The sequence below is a fragment of the Coxiella-like endosymbiont of Rhipicephalus sanguineus genome, assembly GCF_018687865.1.
On record NZ_NIQB01000093.1, the window covers coordinates 12833 to 31543 of the forward strand.

Here is an 18711-nt window from a genome sequence, read left to right on the forward strand (position 1 = left end):
AATGGGTATCAACGGCCGGCATACACTACCCCCCCGCGGCACGCCTCTCGGTACCCCGGCGCGCCCCCCCGATAGTTTTACGGACCCACCGCTTGTAAAGGCTATGGAGCCGCTATACCCGCTTATCGCCTAAAATTGTCAGGGGGGGGGGCCGCGCCCCGCCAACCAACAAATCGCTACTCTCTGCGTACTCGAAAGCTTACTTCAAGTTTCTGTAGGTAGCACCATAGGTAGCACCATACGATTTAATACATACCGAAAGAAACACAACAAATACTTATAAAGTTCTCAGTGTTACGGGTCAGCGGGTCGTCTTACAACAAGTTCCTTAAAGAAAGAAATGCTTGCCCCTTGTAATAGAGGGGCAGGAGTGTGTTTCACGCGCAGATCTACTCATCTTTGACGATGAAGATCTTGCAGAGACCGAAGACGATTGGAATTCCTCGCCTGTAAGGCTAAAACAGTAGCCTCTCCCCCAGCTAATGTCGTCGTGTAACACACTTTGTGTTGGACGGCGCTAATTCGAATAACATTTGAATCTTCAATGGATTGCTCGCCCTCCGTAGTATTAATAATAAAACTAATCTGGTCATTTTTAATCATATCGAGAATGTGAGGGCGGCCCTCAGTGACCTTATTAACCACGGTACACAAAATTCCCGCATTTTGTAACACCTTAGCAGTCCCTCGAGTAGAAACAATCTCAAACCCTAAATCCGCTAAGGCGCGGGCCACTTTCACCACGCGCTCTTTATCGGCATCGCGAACGCTGACAAAAGCACGCCCTTCTCGAGGAATAATATCTCCACCCCCCAATTGACTTTTTGCAAAAGCCTGACCAAAATTCTCCCCTATTCCCATGGCTTCTCCCGTAGAACGCATTTCCGGCCCCAAAATGGGATCAACACCTGCAAATTTATTGAAAGGAAAAACGGGTTTTTTAACGGAGAAATAGTTAGGAATGTATTCTCGCACAGCCTGTTCTTTCAAAGATACATTAACCATACAACGAGCTGCAATTTTAGTAAGAGGAACCCTGTAGCCTTTGCAAGAAAAGGGACTGTCCGCGAAGCACGAGGATTGACTTCAAGCACATAGATTTCATCCCACTGAATTGCAAATTGAGTATTAATTAGACCTACTACATTGAGTTCTTTTGCTATTAGCCGGACTTGCTCTCGCAACTGATCTTGGATTTTTGTGCTTAAACTATGAGGTGGGAAGGTGCAAGAGGAATCCCCGGAATGAACGCCGGCCTGCTCGATATGCTCCAAAATTCCTCCAATTAAAACGTTCTCACCATCACATACTGCATCAATGTCCACCTCAATGGCATCATCCAAAAACCGATCTAAAAGTAAAGGTTCATCTTCGGAAACGATAACATTTTTAGTCATATAACGAGTCAATTCTTTCTCACTATAAATAACTTTCATAGCTCGCCCACCCAATACATAAGAAGGACGAACGATTAATGGATAAGCGAATACTTTTGCTAAACGTAACCCTTCTTCAACACTGCGCACAGTTCCATTGGGTGGCTGTTGTAAATTCAATTCTTGAATCAACATTTGAAATCGCTCGCGATCTTCGGCTCGATCGATAGCATCCGGTTGTGTTCCTAAAATAGGCACTTTTGCTTTTGCTAAGGCTCTAGCTAATTTTAAAGGCGTTTGCCCCCCAAACTGGACAATGACGCCTTTTGGTTTTTCAGCGGCTACAATTTCTAAAACATCCTCTAATGTAAGAGGTTCAAAATAAAGACGATCGGAAATATCAAAATCTGTCGAAACGGTTTCGGGATTACAATTAACCATAATACTTTCGTAACCCATTTCACGCATAGCTAATGCCGCATGTACACAGCAATAGTCAAATTCGATGCCTTGACCAATTCGATTGGGTCCACTTCCCAACACCATTATTTTATTTCGCTTCGTTGGGAAGCACTCATTTTCTTCTTCATAGGTCGAATAAAGATAAGCCGTATCTGTAGCAAATTCGGCGGCACACGTATCGACTCGCTTATAAACGGGACGGATCTTTAATTTATGCCGATAATTCCGCACTTGCTCTTCGCTAGTTTTTAATAACTGAGCTAAGCGTTTATCAGAAAATCCTTTGCGTTTTAAATAAAAGAATTGTTCGCGAGATATTTTTTTTAAAGATTTATTCTTTATTGCTTTTTCTAAACGAACCAATTCTTCTATTTGAACCAAAAACCAAGGGTCAATTTGACTATCCCAATGAACTTCTTCAACACTAAAGCCCATTCGAAAAGCATCCGCGACGTACCATAACCGCTCAGGGCCGGCAAAGCGCAATTCTTTTCTAATCTCTTCACAAAATGCTTCATCGACAGTTTGGGAATCTTCAATCTCCAGTTTAGGTTCTAACCCACAAACGCCTATTTCTAAACCACGAATGGCTTTTTGTAAAGACTCTTGAAAAGTGCGACCAATAGCCATCACCTCACCTACTGATTTCATCTGTGTCGTTAGGCGAGGCAGCGTTTGGGGAAATTTTTCAAAGTTGAATCGAGGAATTTTAGTTACAACGTAATCAATTGTCGGTTCAAAGGAGGCGGGAACCCTACCACCAGTAATTTCATTCTGTAATTCATCCAATGAATAACCAATAGCTAATTTGGCTGCTACTTTTGCTATAGGAAAACCCGTGGCCTTTGAAGCAAGAGCCGAAGAACGTGACACGCGGGGATTCATCTCAATTACTATCATTCGTCCGTCCTTAGGATTAATTGCAAATTGCACATTAGACCCGCCGGTCTCTACTCCGATTTCTCGCAAAATTGCAATAGCGGCATCTCGCATTCGTTGATATTCTTTATCTGTTACGTTTGTGCCGGTGCGACGGTGATGGAATCTCCTGTGTGAATACCTACAGGATCAAGGTTTTCGATACTACAAATAATAATACAGTTATCTTTTTTATCGCGTACAACTTCTAATTCAAATTCTTTCCATCCGACAATAGATTCATCAATTAATATTTCATTAGTAGGAGATAATTCGAGGCCGCGGGTGCAAATTTCTAAAAATTCGTCTCTGTTATAGGCAATGCCACCCCCACTTCCACCTAAGGTAAAAAAGGGTCGAATAATCGCGGGAAATCCAACTTTACCAAGGATTTCCCAAGCTTCTTCCATCGAGTGGGCAAGGCCCGAACAGGTTGTCTGTAAACCAATTTTAGCCATAGCTTTTTGAAAGAGAGCCCGATCTTCTGCTTTATCGATAGCTTCTCGGGAAGCACCAATTAACTGCACCTTATATTTTTCTAAAACACCTTCTCGCGCTAAATCTAATGCGCAATTTAAACCCGTTTGCCCCCCCATGGTTGGTAGGAGCGCATCCGGCTTTTCTTTTTTGATAATTTTGGCAATTGTTTCCCAATTGATAGGCTCAATATATGTAGCATCTGCTACATCTGGATCGGTCATTATGCTGGCGGGATTCGAATTAACTAAAATTACACGACAACCTTCTTCCCAAAGAGCTCGACAAGCTTGCGTCCCAGAGTAGTCAAATTCGCAGGCCTGCCCAATGATAATAGGTCCTGCACCGATAATTAATACGCTTTTTATATCTGTTCGCTTTGGCATGTTATTTTATTGTCCACGCTCACTTATCAACTCAACAAACTCTTTAAATATTCCCCGCATATCCTGAGGCCCGGGACTTGCTTCCGGATGGCCTTGAAAAGCAATCGCTGGTTTTGTCTTATGTGCAATCCCTTGCAAGGTCCCATCAAATAAAGAACGGTGAGTCACGCGCAAAGTGTCAGGTAATTTTTTTTCATTCACCGCAAAACTGTGATTTTGGCTGGTGATATAAACTCGGCCAGTTGTACTATTTTGAACGGAATGATTGGCGCATGATGCCCAAATTTCATTTTTTCTGTTTGACCACCGCAAGCTAAAGCCAGGAGCTGAAAACCAAAGCAAATCCCTAATAAAGGAATACCGTTTTCTAAAATTTCTTGAATCGCAGTAATGGCATAATCACAAGCCGCTGGATCCCCTGGACCATTTGACAATACGATCCCACTGGGATTTAAATTCAAAACCTCTTTTATGGGTGTTTGAGCAGGAACTACAGTTACCGAGCAACCGTGGTCTACCAATAAACGCAAAATTTGCCGCTTCAAACCATAATCGTAAACAACAACATGATAGTTATCTTTCTGTGCAATTTTTTGGCTGCCTTCAAGAGCTAAGGTTCTCTCAACCCAGGTTTGCATTCTTCTTGTTGAAGCTGTTTGGGCTAAATCTTTACCCTTTAAGCCAGGATAAGCACGGGCACATGCAAGGGCTCGATCAGCATCTACGTCTTCACCCGCTATAATACATCCATTCAATACACCTTGTTCACGGATCAGCCGCACCAATCGTCGAGTATCGATTCCTGCAATGGCGACAATTCCATCAGATTTTAAATAATTCTCAAGAGATTGCTCCGCACGCCAATTACTGACTATAGGAGATAATTCACGAATAATTAATCCAGCAGCCCAAATTCGATGTGATTCTTGATCGTCGGCATTGACTCCCACATTGCCAATGTGAGGGTAAGTCAGAGTAATAATTTGTTCTGCATAGGAAGGGTCTGTCAAAATTTCCTGGTAGCTTGTCAGCGTCGTATTAAAAATAACTTCCCCGACAGTTTGACCTTCTACTCCGATAGAGTATCCAAAAAACAAGCTGCCGTTGGCTAATGACAAAATTGCTGGCTTTCGCCCGTTAAGCGGATTTAAATCGGTCATCGTGGCAGCAGGACCTCTTTTTTGAGTCTGAAACAAAACTTGTCCAAGGATAAGCGATTCTAGAGCGAATGGGAAGGAAGTTAAAATCTCATCATCCCGAAAAAAACTCCTTATCCCTCGCCACGCTCGGGATGAGGAGTTTTTAAAAGTAGCGGGGTTGACTTCTAGTTTTTACTTAGCGGCAAAAAACTCTTTTAAGCTATCAAACCAACTTCGTCTATGCGGACTATGATTCTTATCGTCTTTTTCCAATAACTTGGCAAAATATTTTAAGGATTCTTTCTGTTCTGCATTTAACTTTATTGGGGTTTCGACTGTAACATGACAAATTAAATCCCCTACTGCACCACTTCTCAATGCCTTCACCCCTTTTCCTCGCAAACAAAATTGTTTTCCACTTTGTGTTTCCGGAGGAATCGCTAATCGTACAGCCCCATCTAACGTAGGGATTTCAACTTCCCCTCCTAAGGCGGCTGTGACGAAGTCAATGGGCGTCTCCGAATGAAGATCATTACCTTCCCTTTGGAAGATAGGGTGAGGTTTTACTCGAATTTGCACATAAAGATCTCCCGGCGGCGCCCAAAAAGGCCAGCTTCTCCTTCACCGGCGAGGCGAATACGGTCTCCAGTATCAATGCCGGGAGGAATTTTAACGGACAACGTCTTGGTTTGTTGACAACGACCTTGACCCTGACAATCCGAGCAAAGATCTTTAATAATTCGTCCCGTCCCGCGGCATCCAGAGCAAGTTTGCTGCACTTGCAAAAAACCATGTTGTATGCGCATTTGCCCACTCCCACCACAGCGTTGGCAAGTAATTGAACTGATCCCTTTCTTAGCACCGCTCCCATTACAAGTTTCGCAGGTCACCCAAGTTGGAACTTTAATTGTTTGAGTGATTCCGTGAACTACTTCTTCTAACGAAAGAATAAGATCATAACCTAAATCAGCTCCTCGTTGTTCTCGAGGTTTAGATCGTCCCGCTCCAAAGATATCTCCAAAAATATCACCAAAGATATCTCCGAGATCGCTAAAACCGAAACCTCCCGAGCTCCCTCCAAAAGTTTGCTCTACACCAGCATGACCAAACTGATCATAAGAGGCACGTTTACGGGAATCAGAAAGCACTTCGTAAGCTTCTCGTGCTTCTTTGAACTTGATCTCTGCTTCTTTATCTCGCGGATTTCGATCGGGATGATATTTCATTGCCAGGCGACGGAAAGCTTTTTTGATTTCAGCTTCAGTCGCGTGCGGCTGACACCAAGAAGTTCGTAATAATCGCGTTTTGATGCCATGTGGTCTTTTTATTTATCCTGTTTTTTAACACGTCATCCCGAATGACCGTCATCACGAGTGTAGAGAGGCATCTCGTGATAGCGGGATGAGGCCGCCGCTCAGGGTAACTATTACGCCGGGATAAGCCGGGATGATGGTAAAGTTTTTTCGCTATTATTTTTCGTCTTCTTTTTTCTTCTAGTCTTTGACTTCTTCGAACTCAGCATCCACAACATCTTCCTTCCTGTCACTTTCCGTTTGAGTTTCCGTGGGACCTGTTTCGCCGCCTGGAGGAGCTCCAGCAGCTCCCTTTTTAGCATAGGCACGTTCTCCTAATTTAGAAGAGTGTTCGGTTAATGCCTTCGTTTTCGCCTCAATCGCATCCTTATTATTTCCCTTCATTGCTTCTTTGAGTTCTTTAATCGCTTTTTCGATGACATCTTTTTCATCAGTCGTAACCTCTGCTCCTAGGTCTCGCATAGATTTCTCAACAGCGTGAATCATCGTATCGGCTTGATTTCGTGCATCTACTAATTCGTGGAATTTACGATCCGCCTCTCGATGTGCTTCCGCGTCTTTGACCATCTTTTCAACTTCGTCATCAGATAAACCGCTCGAAGCTTTAATCACGATTGATTGTTCTTTAGCCGTCGCTTTATCTTTCGCTGAGACATGAAGAATACCATTAGCATCAATATCAAAGGTAACTTCAATTTGCGGCACACCACGTGGAGCTGGCGGAATATCTGTTAAGTCAAAACGTCCCAGCGATTTATTCGCTGAAGCCATCTCGCGCTCCCCTTGTAAGACATGAACCGTAACAGCAGTTTGATTATCCTCAGCCGTTGAAAATACTTGATTAGCCTTTGTCGGGATTGTGGTATTTTTATCAATCAACTTGGTCATAACTCCGCCTAAAGTTTCAATTCCTAAGGAGAGTGGCGTGACGTCAAGTAACAACACATCTTTTACTTCGCCGGACAATACAGCACCTTGAATAGCCGCACCAATAGCCACCGCTTCGTCCGGATTAACGTCCTTACGTGCCTCTTTGCCGAAAAATTCTTTAACGGCTTCTTGGACCTTTGGCATTCGAGTTTGACCACCCACCAAAATCACATCGTCGATTTCGGAAACTTTAAGTCCTGCATCTTTAATCGCTATTTTGCAAGGTTCGATAGTTTTTTCGATTAAATCTTCTAATAAGGATTCTAACTTTGCACGAGTGAGACGAATATTTAAATGCTTAGGACCGGAAGCATCCGCTGTGATATAGGGTAAGTTGACATCTGTTTGTTGGCTAGACGAAAGCTCAATTTTCGCTTTTTCAGCCGCTTCTTTTAGCCGTTGTAATGCCAGAGGATCGTTATGTAAATCTACCCCTACATCTTTCTTAAATTCGTTAGCTAAATAATCAATTAACCGCAGATCAAAGTCTTCACCTCCTAGGAAGGTGTCACCATTCGTAGCCAGGACTTCAAATTGGTGTTCGCCATCTACGTCAGCAATTTCAATAATAGAAATATCAAACGTTCCACCGCCTAAGTCATAAACAGCGATCTTACGATCACCTTTTTTCTTGTCCATTCCATAGGCCAAGGCAGCAGCGGTAGGTTCATTGATAATACGCTTAACGTTAAGACCCGCAATTTTGCCCGCATCTTTGGTCGCTTGACGTTGGGAATCGTTAAAGTAAGCCGGTACTGTAATTACTGCATCGGTTAACGGATGCCCTAAATAATCTTCTGCCGTCTTTTTCATCTTCATTAAGACTTGAGCGGAAATTTGCGGTGGCGCCAACTTTTCAGGATGACCGTCTCTGCCAGTCACTTCCACCCAGGCATCTCCGTTATCCGCCTTAGTAATTTTGTAGGGCACCATCTTGATATCTTTTTGGACAACATTATCATCAAAGCGCCGCCCAATTAAGCGCTTGATTGCAAAGAGAGTCCGATCGGGATTCGTGACAGCTTGCCGCTTCGCAGAGGCACCCACTAAGATTTCAGCGTCTTTGGTATATGCCACAATCGATGGCGTAGTGCGCGAACCTTCGGCATTTTCAATTACTCTTACCTTTCCACCTTCCATCACTGCAACGCAGGAGTTAGTGGTGCCCAAATCAATACCAATAGTTTCAGCCATTCTCTTTCCTCTCAAAAACAGAAATTTAGGATGCCTTACTCTCTAAGTGGGGACAGGGTTTAGGATTTCAAGGGATAAAATTCGTTAACGTTTTAAAGTCGGTATAGGTTGAGAAACATGACCCTCCGACCGTGGCCACAATTGTATTCTCCATGCCTCGAAGAAAAGGCGAATGTTCGTTAAGGCTGTACGATCTACCACCCAATTTCCCTCCAAATAGGCAGCGTCACTTACGGAAATCTTCGTGGGAAAATTTTCCAATAATTGCCAATATTTTTCCACATCATTTCTACGCCGATAGGCATCTCCCAAGACAAATTCTATCCATCGGCGTACAAAATCATGAACACTACCAGTTTAATCTTTAAATATTAAGTATTAAGCTAACCTTAAATTTTAGGCTGCCACGAGCACTCGTGCGGCTCGTAATACCCGGCCATTGAGTTGATAGCCTTTTTGTATCACCTGAGCAATTGTATCAGGTTCGGCATTCGGCACTTTTTGAATGGCCATGGCTTCATGAAAAGCAGGATTAAAGGGATCCCCAGGCTTAGGATCAATAATCTCAACACCGTGCTTTTCGAGCGTTTTGTGTAATAAATCCAATGTTAAACTCATCCCTTTTCGTAGACTTTGGGTATGTGGATCACTCGATTCGCGACTTTCAAGACCGTGGATTAAACTGTCAACGACCGGTAAAAGATCGGTAATCAATCGCTCTCCACCATATTTTATAGCATTTGCAATATCCCGTTCCGCCCGCTTACGTAAATTATCCATTTCAGCCTGTGAGCGAATGTATTGATTTTTATATTCATCTAATTTTCGCTCCAGACTAGTGAGATGGCTCTCTAACTTTTCGTGGCTGGGAAATTCGAGTTCCTCTCGATACGGCTCTATCTCTTGAGAAGCATTTTCTTCTACTTTTATTTTTTCTTCCTCACTTTCTAATACTTTTTCCCATTTGTTTTGGGATTCAAGCCCAGATTCGGTCTTCTCTTTTTTGCTCATTCGGATCTCCTCGGTCATATGAGATCAAATACTAAATAAAATATGAGATGCTGTAAAATCCCTAGAGCTCTCTGGCTGTGTAAACACAATCTGTAGCTTTCTTATTTTAAAAAAGTTATCCTCAATTCTTATGAAAAAGCCACCATTCCATCAGATCGTTTTAATGGGACGTAAAGGAGTCAATGGGGCCCCCGAAACCCTACAGGCCCTAAAAGAATATCTTTTATCTTTAAATCGGACCGTTCTCCTTGAGGAACACGCTGCACATATGATGAACGACCATAATTTAACCGTCCTATCAGCCAATCAATTAAGAGAAAAAGCAGATTTATTAATCGTAGTAGGCGGAGATGGAAGTTTACTCAATGCCGCACATATTGCTGTTCCTCAGAAGATTCCTGTTCTAGGAATTAATCGGGGACGTCTTGGCTTTCTCACAGATATTCCCCCCCACGAGTTCCTAAAAATAAATGCTATTTTGGAGGGGGATTATATGGAAGAAACCCGCTTTCTTTTAGAAATGACCGCAGAATACGAAGGTGAGATCATTACTCAAGGTATTGCACTTAATGATGTCGTACTGCTCCCAGGGGATGTAGCAAAAATGATTGAATTTGATATTTCGATTAACGACGACTTCGTGTGCAGTCAGCGTGCCGATGGATTAATCGTCACTACTCCCACAGGCTCGACCGCTTATGCCTTGTCTGGTGGTGGGCCTATTTTATATCCGCAATTAGATGCCATCGCTTTAGTACCCATGTTTCCCCACACTTTAAGTAGCCGTCCTATAGTTGTCCAAGCCCATAGCCAAATAAAAATAAATGTTTCTTCCCAAAATGATATATCACCCTCTGTAAGTAACGACGGACAACAGCGCGTAGTATTAGCAGCAGGTGGAAGCATCTGCATTCATAAATATAAGCACCTATTGCACCTCATTCATCCAAAGGATTACAATTATTACGATACATTACGTCGTAAATTAGACTGGGAAAGACACACCTCGAAGGTGTAGCATGTTAATGCATATTCATACTAAAAATTTCACGATCGTTGAATGCTTACCCTTGACTTTGACAAAGGCTCGTATTAACGGGTGAAACGGGCGCAGGAAAGTCTATTTATTGTGAATGTTAAATATCCCCGCTGTTTATTTACAAGAAGCCAGAACAGAATTAAATCATTATTGCGAACAACTCGATTTAAGTGCTGAAAATCTAGAAACTATGGAATTTCGATTATCTCTTTTGCACGACCTTGCTCGGAAACATTATGTTAGTCCTGAGGAATTATATTGATGTAAAAAAATCGGTTTATCACCGTATAAAAATTCGAAACTCTTGAAGTACGCATTCAGAATTTAAAAAAATCAAAAAATCCGCATTAAATCTGAATATAAAAAATCGTTCAAAAACTGAATAAAAGCTGAAAAGAAGCCACTAAAATTTTGGAAACCAAATTACCAAAAAATGAAACAACTAGGAATGATCAGTGGATGCTTCGTTATTCGCTTTGAAGAAAGCGAAAAAGAAATTTCGTCCTTGGGGAGAGAAAGAATTGTTTTTCATCTCAATACTAATCCTGGGCAGAAACTGCTTCCTTTGCAAAAAATAGCCTCAGGGGGGATTATTCCGAATTAGCTTGGCTCTTCAAGTTATTACAACCTGAAAAGAAGGGGATGCCCACATTAATTTTTGATGAAGCCGACACAGGCGTTGGCAGTAAAACGGCGGAAATAGTAGATCGATTTCTTCGCAAATTAGGCGAAAAACTGAAGTGTTATGCATTACTCATTTACCCCAAGTAGCTGCTCAGTGCCACCACCATCTTTACGTAAATAAAATTATGACAAAAACCGATGTCTTAACAACCATCAACGGCTTTAAAGCACAAAGAACGCGTTGAAGAATTAGCGCGAATGTTGAGTGGTGTCAAAATAACTCAATAGACAATTGCTCACGCAAAAATCTTGCTTAAATGCGAATAATGATTTTTTAGCTATCAATAAAGGAATGTTCTTCACAAGGCTGACAAATACCGTAAATTGTCAGATTATGGTCGGTCATTTTAAATTTGGATTTTTTAGCAATTGCTTTTTGGCGGCTTTCGATAATTTCGTCGATGAATTCTTCCACTTTCCCGCAATTGATGCAAACCAAATGATCGTGATGTACTCCTTGGTCCATTTCAAAAACAGAATGCCCACCCTCAAAGTTATGCCGTTTTACCAGCCCAGCCGCTTCGAATTGCGTGAGCACGCGATACACCGTAGCAAGTCCCACATCTTCACCCATGTCTACTAGTTTGCGATAAACATTTTCAGCGCTCATGTGATGGGGATCGGCGCTTTCTAAAATTTTTAATATCTTAAGACGCGGGAGCGTTACCTTAAGCCCAGCCTTACGCAATTCTCGATCTTCCAACCTAAAATCCCCTGATATTTAAAGTTATTCTAACATAGCGGTCTTTAGAGGTTAACTCTAGATATTTACCTAAGACCGGTGTGCTACCTCTTCTCAAAATCGCTAAAGTAAAATGACCCAAACTCCTCTCTTTATTTAAACATGCTGGTTAAACATGGTGGGACAGCTGCATATTTGGCATAAGATGCGTTATAATCGCGTCTCATTTTGAAACATTCGAAAAATAAGGAGGAGGCTCCCCAATGCGGCGTGTGACATTGATCTTCCTAGTTTGTTTAATTACGACATTATGGGGTTGCGTTTATCATCCAAATATTCAACAAGGGAACATTATTACGAATAAAGATCTAGGTAACTTAGATACAGGAATGACAAAAGATCAGGTGCGGGTAGCGTTGGGTGATCCAGTGCTTGTCAATATTTTCTCTGATAACCGAATGGTGTATGTTTATACTTTCCAACCTGGCCATCGGCGAATGCAATCGACCCATTTAATTATTTATTTACACAATAATCACGTCACCAACTTTTGGATAGACAAAAACAAAACTATTGGCTGGGTAAATCTACCCAATCTTTAAATTATTTTGATCTTGCAATCTTAGAAGACAAACGCTGAGCTCGCAATAAACGCGCTTGTTTTGGATCAATGAGGAGAGAACGGTAGATTTCAATTCGGTCGCCATCCCCCACCTTGCCATCAAGGGTGGTACGTTTACTGTAAATTCCTACGCAGACTTGGGCCAAATTAATTTCCGGAAATTGCTGCAAAATACCTGAGCGCTTGATTGCTCTAGCTACAGTACAGTTTTCTTCAACTTCCAGAGGAATCTCCACTTGTTTTTTTGGCGTGGCGTAACAAATACTAATCTTAATCATGAATTTTTCTTAATCATGAATTTTTTCCATAAATAATATCAGCACGTTTACAAAAGGCATCAACTAGCATAGTGGCAACTTGGTTGAATAAGGGACCAAACATCAAGGTAAGCCACCGTGAGGAAAACTCAAATTCTAAATCTAACAACACTCTACAACCCCCTTTCTCCAAAGCTTTAAACTGCCAAAAACCTTCGAGTTGTCGGAAGGGTCCGTTCACTAAACGTATTTCCACCATTTTGTGAGGTTGTAGGCGGTTTAAGGTAGTGAATGATTTATTGAGCCCACCTTTTGAAAATGACAACGTTGCTCGTATTTCATCGTCCGTACGACTATTGATTTGACTATCGCTACAAAAGGGAACAAACTGCGGGTAGGATTCAATATCACTTATTAGTTTGTACATTTCTTTTTTCCCATAGGGTACTATTTTACTTTTATTGATATCAGGCATATCGTTCTGATAATATAGCCAACGCCATGAACAAGCAAATCACAAAAAAATCTGCGCCCTGCATTATTGCTTTAAATAAAAAGGCGCTCCATGATTATCATATTGAGCAGCGATTAGAAGCGGGATTAGTCCTAGAGGGTTGGGAAGTCAAAAGTATTAGGGTTGGACGGGTTCAGTTACGGGATGGTTATGTCATTTTTAAAGCTGGAGAAGCTTGGTTAATCGGAGCTCACTTCTCTCCTCTTCCTAATGTGGCCGACTACATGAAACCCGATCCTCAACGATCTCGTAAATTACTTTTAAGTAAGCGCGAAATTGGCAAGCTATTTGGCGCAGTTCAAAAAGAGGGGCTTACCGTTGTGCCTTTGGATCTTCATTGGCATAAAAATCATGTTAAGGCTGAAATTGCTCTGGCTAAAGGTAAAAAAATGCATGATAAACGGGAAACGATTAAACGTCGGGAATGGGAACGTGAAAAGCATCGGGTGTTTAAGTCTCATGGATAAGTGTTCTTCTCTTCCACCTCTCCGTCCGTCAGGTTACATGTAACCAGATAACGGAACCCGCTTTTCAGGGCGAATATACCGCCCTGACAGACACAGGGGAACTTAGCTTTTTTCCGTCAATGTGATTTAGCATTCTTTCGTTCAGAGAATAAATTTCACTCTGACTGCGGCGGCTGGCCAAGCTTCGACGAACTCCAGCATTGCAGGAACTGTAAAACGGCTATCCGACTCCGATGGGAAGCACACAGAAATTTGATGTCAAGGATGCGATGCGGATTTGAGCCATGTCTTTGAAGGAGAAGCCTTCACGCCAAAAAATATCCATCATTGCGTTAATTCGTTGAGTTGCGTTAATTCGTTGAGTTTGGATTTTGTTATTGATAATCAAGTTCGATAATCAAGTTCGCGATACAAAAGAAGGGATTTTAGCAGGCGGTTGTTTTTTGGGGCGTTGATTATTATTTCAAACAACTGCTGGGAGTTTGAAAAACAGAGGTAGGCTCTATACAGGTGGGGAGATGAAGAAAGCGATTTATGAGGCCGTTTGCAAAGGAACGACAGGACACGTGGAAGCTATTCGTGTTTTATATGATCCCCAACGAATTAATTACGATAAAGTTATCAGGTATTTCTTTGAAATTCATAACCCGACGCAAACGAACGGACAAAGCCCTGATATTGGAGAGCAATACGAGAGTGTTATTTTTTATTACGATAATCAACAAAAACAAATTCTCAAAACAGCCATAAAGCAGTTGATAGCAAAAGGTTACCCTGTTGCCACTCGCCTCGTTCCCGTTAGCACTTTTTAGCGAGCTGAAGAGTACCATCAAGACTATTTACGGCAAGACCGGGAAAGAACCTTACTGTCATCACTATATGAAACGATTTTAGCCGGCTTTACGATACCCTCCTGTCTAATCTATAATAATAAGAGTAAGAGATAATAAGAGATAAGTCCGGGGGCGACCAGGCTTCGACGTGAATCCTGAAACCTGAGACGCATGCCGAGCCGGCAACGGAGGCTCGTAAATCCATCAGTTGCAATTGTATATCTGCAAACGATACACAATACGCTGTAGCTGCCTAATAACGCGGCCTCCCATTATCAGGATTAGCTTGTAGATTCTGTCTAATGGTCATATTTTATAAGCTCGCTTTCAAGCATGGCCCATGACTTGGAAGTTAAACTTCAGGGCTCGCTGTCAATCTCCCCTGCACGTCGGGTGGTTGTCAGCTAAATAATAGACGATGCTAAGCATGTAGGGTCAAAGGCGTATGATTTACGGACGCGGGTTCAATTCCCGCCGCCTCCACCATGTAATGTAAATGCAATGTCTCACATTAAAAATCACTGATTCCTTCTTAGAATGTCTAAATATAACGTTCTTTTCCTGTAATTTCTTTAGTAATACCTAATGTTTCTAAATGTTTGATGGATTTTGTCGCGGTAGGAATCATGATATTGCAATGCGCTGAAATTTTTCCAATATCCGTCACAGAATGCTTTTCTAAATAATGATGCACTAATAATGCAGAAGCGGATGGTCTACCTAGATCTTCATTTTTTTTTGGCGATCTTCCGTAAAAAGTTCAATGATATCTTTTGTATTTTTTACAGCTTAATTGGCTGTCTCAATCACACCTTCTAAAAAAATCGAATCCACGATTCCTAATCACCTATTTCTCGAACACTTTGTAAATAATCATAGTACTGCTCGCGATATGTTTTAAAATACAAGCTTAAATAGAGCAGTGGTTTATTTAAATCCTTCTACATATAAAAATAAAGGTAATTAGTAATCGCCTTAAACAGCCATTAACATCTATAAAAAGGGGTGAATAGTTTCAAACTGCACATGAACTAATGCAGCTCTGACTAATCTAGGTAAAAACTGTTTTTCGTCATGCAAAAATAACTCAAATTTTCCCATTAATTCGATGAATTTTTCAGGCCATGGGGGTAAACCGTAGCATTACCCGGTCGTGTGCTGCCAATCCAGTTTTAAGATGTACGAAATTCACCAGGTTCCTTGACACTGCCCCTACCTTTACTTAATAAAATTTCATGAATTTCTTTTATCAAATGCAAACTCAGTCGAAAGCCTTCACTTAAAAATTTAAGGCCGTACTCCATAGCAGCCACATAATTTGAAATCTCAATGACATTGTATTCTAGGACATTGTATTCTAGCACACCAGGCACTTTTCCATTTTCATACATTAGCAAATCCGACAATGAGAATTGAGTTCCTTCAATTTGAGAAAAAAGCACGGCTTCTTTTCGAATATATATGTAAAGAAATAATTCTATAATTTAGTAAAATGTTGCCAATGCCATCAAACCGCCCAATGGCGAGATTGGCTCGATCTAACAAGGGGTAGATCAGCTCCAGTTGCGGCTCAGGTTTCGGTGGTAAGGGCTTTGGAATATAAGCAAAGCAGCTCTCCCCGCCATAAATGATTTAACTCTTTGTCCAATTCTCGTTCTTTTATATTCATGAATCATGATTATTAAACTTTAAATCAAAATCCTTTAACTAATTAACATTCTAACTAAAAAGCTTAATTAGTAAGATCTAATTTAAAGGAAAATGTTCTCCCATACTTAACACAAAAATCATAGCCCATCCTCGATAGGCTCATTTTCTTTTTGTATTTTTCAAATATTTTCATTAATATTTTCTTGTTCCTTAGTGGGTTGTTGTCCTTTCAAAAATTTAGAAAAGAAAGAGGAAACATTGTCCAAACAGACAGAGGTTAGATTTGGAGTAGATTTGTCTTATAGAAATCGCTTTTCTCTAGAAAAACAGAAGAAAAGAAACGAATAACTGCTATTCAACAATTTAGAATAAACAGTTTTAGAAAGTAGCCTTTCTTCCCAATAAACTATTCGACTCATTCTTAGCCCAGGAACCCAGTAATTGCCTTTGGCTCTCTGCATCACCCAGTAAAATAAAAACTCTAGCCAGATATCTTGGATAATTCATCTTTGCTTTCTGAAAAATTTTATCTGCTAGTTGTAATATGAGACTTTGATTAGCTATTTTTTTCTACCAGAATTTCTGGTAATTTTTTATTCGTCAATAATTCCAACATTTTAAGTAAAACACATCGCTTTCTTTTAATTGGAATAATACCCGCGTCAGATAAATAATGTATACTATCTTTCAGAAGATAGATTTCCTTGTCTTTTTTCTAAAATGACGTCTTCTAATTCTGAATAGATAAATTCTAAACGTTATACTTCATCTGTTATAAAATTACGAAATTAAATATCAAAAAGCTAGGCGAAAATCTTACTTTCTACGTGTAATGCTAAAAAAATTCTCTCAGCTCCTCTATCAATTCCACATCTTCACTCTTAAAGATTGATAAGAACTGATTTAAAAAAGACTCAGTTGATAAAGGTATTCATTAAAAATTCTCAAAAAATTTTTCTATATAAACTCCATATACCAAACAATGCGGCGTACTTGAGATAGTTCCTTGAAACATAATTTTATCCGATAAATAAACAGTAGTGCCCCTATGCAGTCTGTTGACAGCGGAGTTGCGCCGAATACAGGCTCCCTATTCTTTCTAGGCGACATCTAAATCATCTATTCCAATAAGAGGGTGTAGGATGTCATGAATTGTCATGCGATGTTTTTGAAAGGGTTATCCCTCATTAGAGGGGTCACCAAAATGGTCATCGCCCAAATAACGCTCATCAAAAGCTTTAATTTTAGGATTCAAATAAACAATTTTTGCTGCAAGAATTTTTTCTGCAAGATCAGCAAAGCTACGTCGGCCAGATTGGATACGAATACGCCAGACATTGATTTCAAGTCTTTTAGCTGCCTGAACTAAAAATTTATTAAAAATTCCTCTAAAGGTAGGACTAGAACTATATATATCATCTCGTAAAATTCTCCTATATTGAGTCCCATATCTTCTGAATCTCCTGTCACTTTAAAATATTTCTAAAATTCTTCCAGGAAATTACAATGTATGGTTAGGCTGTATTTGAGTCTTATCGAATTTCCTGCAACTACTTTAAAAGTTCGATCCTAGGAAATTTTCTCATCCCCCAGACCAGGTTCTCATAGAATTTCTAAGACAGCTGTTCAAGAATTAAAATTAGTTTCTAACTCATTAGCATACTAAGGATCTAAAACGATTTCAAATTCATTAGCTAAATAATTCAATAAAAATTTTACCTTTTGCTTCTAGTTTTCAACTTCAATAAGGATACTTCTGGAGCAAGAAATCAAACGCAGCGCTAAAAATATTTTCGGCTAAAAATGACAATTATTACCATTTTTTCTAAACTTTTTCTTCTTTCATAAAGAATTGAATTAATTATTTCTTATCTTTAAAATAAAGTAATATTCGAAGATAGTGATAACGAAAAATAGGGATTAGAGAGAAAGCATCGAATATCATAAGCTGTCAACTTCATACTTGGGTGCTTTCTCCTATTCGCTCAAACGCTTCTTGAAGAAAATCACGGTTCTATACTGGCGTTAATTTTCAATAATCCGCTATTCTTTCTAATTCTAGCTGTCTTAGTGAAAAAAATACAATCGATTTTTAGTATTCTTAAAAGCAAAGCTATCGAAATAAATATCCTTGCTTTTATTGACATTCTCATTGAGTTAAAATAATTGATTAACTATTTTTTATTTTTGATACGCCGAATTTAATTGATACACCGAATTTAATGCTGCTAAATAAACCGAACGTAATTTAAACCGAAAACGCAATTTATTTATTAAAAGTTTACCGCTCACCCGAATGCCGTTAAATACATTTTTATTGTCTAATCGATTCCAAATCGAAGCAGTCTCAAGCAAAGATCAAAGATGAGAGATTTTTTTAATCTCGAATTAAGGGCGCTGTCTCCAAGAAAGCTAACTCTGGGAAAGGCTGATTGTTATATATTAAAACTGTCTTTAATACTTTTAACAGATAGCTTTTTAACACATCCACTTTCTCAAAATTAACCCATTGTAAGTTCTCTTTTAATTTATAAAGACGTATTTCTTCAAAAAAGTGAAAGCATCAAAAGTTCCTCCTCTTAAAATAAGGAAATTTTGTAACTATAGACTATATTGTATTCTGCTTCGGGATGAAAATCAATTTAAGCCAAAATCGCTAAGTTTATTAAGTCCACTTTTATAAAACGTCGGTAGGTAGCCTGATCTAAAGCTATGATTAATTTATTAGTCAATCACATATAGTCAATCATATAAATT

13 protein-coding genes, 1 other RNA gene and 4 pseudogenes are annotated in these 18711 nt (G+C 40.1%); 7 read left to right on the forward strand and 11 right to left on the reverse strand.

Features of this window, described 5'->3' with window-relative positions; all coding sequences use genetic code 11:
• Window positions 1-393 precede the first annotated feature (393 nt).
• From carB to grpE, 6 genes and pseudogenes are all read right to left on the reverse strand, one after another.
• Window positions 394-3619: pseudogene (gene carB, locus B1F79_RS05340) on the reverse strand (carbamoyl-phosphate synthase large subunit).
• Between the two features lie 6 nt (window positions 3620-3625).
• A pseudogene (carA, locus tag B1F79_RS05345) lies at window positions 3626-4826 on the reverse strand (glutamine-hydrolyzing carbamoyl-phosphate synthase small subunit).
• Window positions 4827-4950: 124 nt separating this feature from the next.
• A pseudogene (gene dnaJ, locus B1F79_RS05350) lies at window positions 4951-6073 on the reverse strand (molecular chaperone DnaJ).
• 178 nt (window positions 6074-6251) lie between these two features.
• A complete protein-coding gene (dnaK, locus tag B1F79_RS05355; protein WP_251366283.1) occupies window positions 6252-8195 on the reverse strand; it encodes a molecular chaperone DnaK in 1944 nt (647 codons plus the stop codon).
• Between the two features lie 84 nt (window positions 8196-8279).
• On the reverse strand, window positions 8280-8507 hold the full coding sequence (locus tag B1F79_RS05360) for a hypothetical protein (RefSeq protein ID WP_251366284.1): 228 nt from the start codon (window positions 8505-8507) through the stop codon (window positions 8280-8282).
• 84 nt (window positions 8508-8591) lie between these two features.
• A complete protein-coding gene (gene grpE, locus B1F79_RS05365) occupies window positions 8592-9206 on the reverse strand; it encodes a nucleotide exchange factor GrpE (protein WP_251366285.1) in 615 nt (204 codons plus the stop codon).
• 130 nt (window positions 9207-9336) lie between these two features.
• Between grpE and B1F79_RS05370 the strand changes: the two genes are divergently transcribed.
• The 3 genes from B1F79_RS05370 (at window position 9337) to B1F79_RS06455 (ending at window position 11016) form a co-directional block, all read left to right on the forward strand.
• Window positions 9337-10224 carry an NAD(+) kinase gene (locus tag B1F79_RS05370; RefSeq protein WP_251366286.1) on the forward strand — a complete coding sequence of 296 codons (888 nt, stop codon included), beginning with the start codon at window positions 9337-9339 and terminating at the stop codon, window positions 10222-10224.
• A 115-nt stretch (window positions 10225-10339) separates the two neighbouring features.
• A complete protein-coding gene (locus B1F79_RS05375; protein WP_251366287.1) occupies window positions 10340-10507 on the forward strand; it encodes a hypothetical protein in 168 nt (55 codons plus the stop codon).
• A gap of 380 nt (window positions 10508-10887) precedes the next feature.
• Window positions 10888-11016 carry a hypothetical protein gene (locus tag B1F79_RS06455; RefSeq protein ID WP_285896418.1) on the forward strand — a complete coding sequence of 43 codons (129 nt, stop codon included), beginning with the start codon at window positions 10888-10890 and terminating at the stop codon, window positions 11014-11016.
• 187 nt (window positions 11017-11203) lie between these two features.
• On the opposite strand, the gene fur is transcribed toward B1F79_RS06455, so the two are convergent.
• Complete coding sequence (gene fur / locus B1F79_RS05380; protein ID WP_251366288.1) at window positions 11204-11632, reverse strand: ferric iron uptake transcriptional regulator; 429 nt, start codon at window positions 11630-11632, stop codon at window positions 11204-11206.
• A 242-nt stretch (window positions 11633-11874) separates the two neighbouring features.
• On the opposite strand from fur, the gene B1F79_RS05385 reads away from it, so the two are divergent.
• Window positions 11875-12213, forward strand: a complete 339-nt coding sequence (locus B1F79_RS05385) for an outer membrane protein assembly factor BamE (RefSeq protein WP_251366289.1) — start codon at window positions 11875-11877, stop codon at window positions 12211-12213.
• A gap of 1 nt (window position 12214) precedes the next feature.
• Here the strand turns inward: B1F79_RS05385 and B1F79_RS05390 are convergent, their stop codons facing one another.
• Window positions 12215-12511 (reverse strand): RnfH family protein, encoded by a 297-nt coding sequence (locus B1F79_RS05390; protein ID WP_251366290.1) that lies wholly within the window; start codon window positions 12509-12511, stop codon window positions 12215-12217.
• Between the two features lie 13 nt (window positions 12512-12524).
• Window positions 12525-12965 (reverse strand): type II toxin-antitoxin system RatA family toxin, encoded by a 441-nt coding sequence (locus B1F79_RS05395; RefSeq protein WP_251366291.1) that lies wholly within the window; start codon window positions 12963-12965, stop codon window positions 12525-12527.
• A gap of 26 nt (window positions 12966-12991) precedes the next feature.
• Here B1F79_RS05395 and smpB point away from each other — a divergent pair, with 26 nt between their 5' ends.
• The 3 genes and pseudogenes from smpB (at window position 12992) to ssrA (ending at window position 14790) form a co-directional block, all read left to right on the forward strand.
• Complete coding sequence (gene smpB, locus B1F79_RS05400) at window positions 12992-13471, forward strand: SsrA-binding protein SmpB (RefSeq protein WP_251366292.1); 480 nt, start codon at window positions 12992-12994, stop codon at window positions 13469-13471.
• Window positions 13464-14365 (forward strand): annotated as a pseudogene (locus tag B1F79_RS06650) (bifunctional methionine sulfoxide reductase B/A protein). Before smpB ends, B1F79_RS06650 begins: the two are co-directional and overlap by 8 nt.
• Before the next feature lie 67 nt (window positions 14366-14432).
• Window positions 14433-14790: a transfer-messenger RNA gene (gene ssrA, locus B1F79_RS05415) on the forward strand.
• A gap of 55 nt (window positions 14791-14845) precedes the next feature.
• On the opposite strand, the gene B1F79_RS05420 is transcribed toward ssrA, so the two are convergent.
• Both B1F79_RS05420 and B1F79_RS05425 read right to left on the reverse strand, forming a co-directional pair.
• A complete protein-coding gene (locus B1F79_RS05420) occupies window positions 14846-14998 on the reverse strand; it encodes a hypothetical protein (RefSeq protein WP_251366294.1) in 153 nt (50 codons plus the stop codon).
• Between the two features lie 478 nt (window positions 14999-15476).
• Window positions 15477-15788 (reverse strand): Fic/DOC family N-terminal domain-containing protein, encoded by a 312-nt coding sequence (locus tag B1F79_RS05425; protein WP_308159745.1) that lies wholly within the window; start codon window positions 15786-15788, stop codon window positions 15477-15479.
• Window positions 15789-18711: the final 2923 nt, after the last annotated feature.

Coding starts and splice junctions, on each gene's coding strand:
- dnaK (WP_251366283.1), bottom strand. CDS start 8,195: ATGGCTGAAACTATTGGTATTGATTTGGGCACCACTAACTCCTGCGTT.
- grpE (WP_251366285.1), bottom strand. CDS start 9,206: ATGAGCAAAAAAGAGAAGACCGAATCTGGGCTTGAATCCCAAAACAAA.
- B1F79_RS05370 (WP_251366286.1), top strand. CDS start 9,337: ATGAAAAAGCCACCATTCCATCAGATCGTTTTAATGGGACGTAAAGGA.
- B1F79_RS05375 (WP_251366287.1), top strand. CDS start 10,340: ATGTTAAATATCCCCGCTGTTTATTTACAAGAAGCCAGAACAGAATTA.
- B1F79_RS06455 (WP_285896418.1), top strand. CDS start 10,888: ATGCCCACATTAATTTTTGATGAAGCCGACACAGGCGTTGGCAGTAAA.
- B1F79_RS05385 (WP_251366289.1), top strand. CDS start 11,875: ATGCGGCGTGTGACATTGATCTTCCTAGTTTGTTTAATTACGACATTA.
- B1F79_RS05390 (WP_251366290.1), bottom strand. CDS start 12,511: ATGATTAAGATTAGTATTTGTTACGCCACGCCAAAAAAACAAGTGGAG.
- B1F79_RS05395 (WP_251366291.1), bottom strand. CDS start 12,965: ATGCCTGATATCAATAAAAGTAAAATAGTACCCTATGGGAAAAAAGAA.
- smpB (WP_251366292.1), top strand. CDS start 12,992: ATGAACAAGCAAATCACAAAAAAATCTGCGCCCTGCATTATTGCTTTA.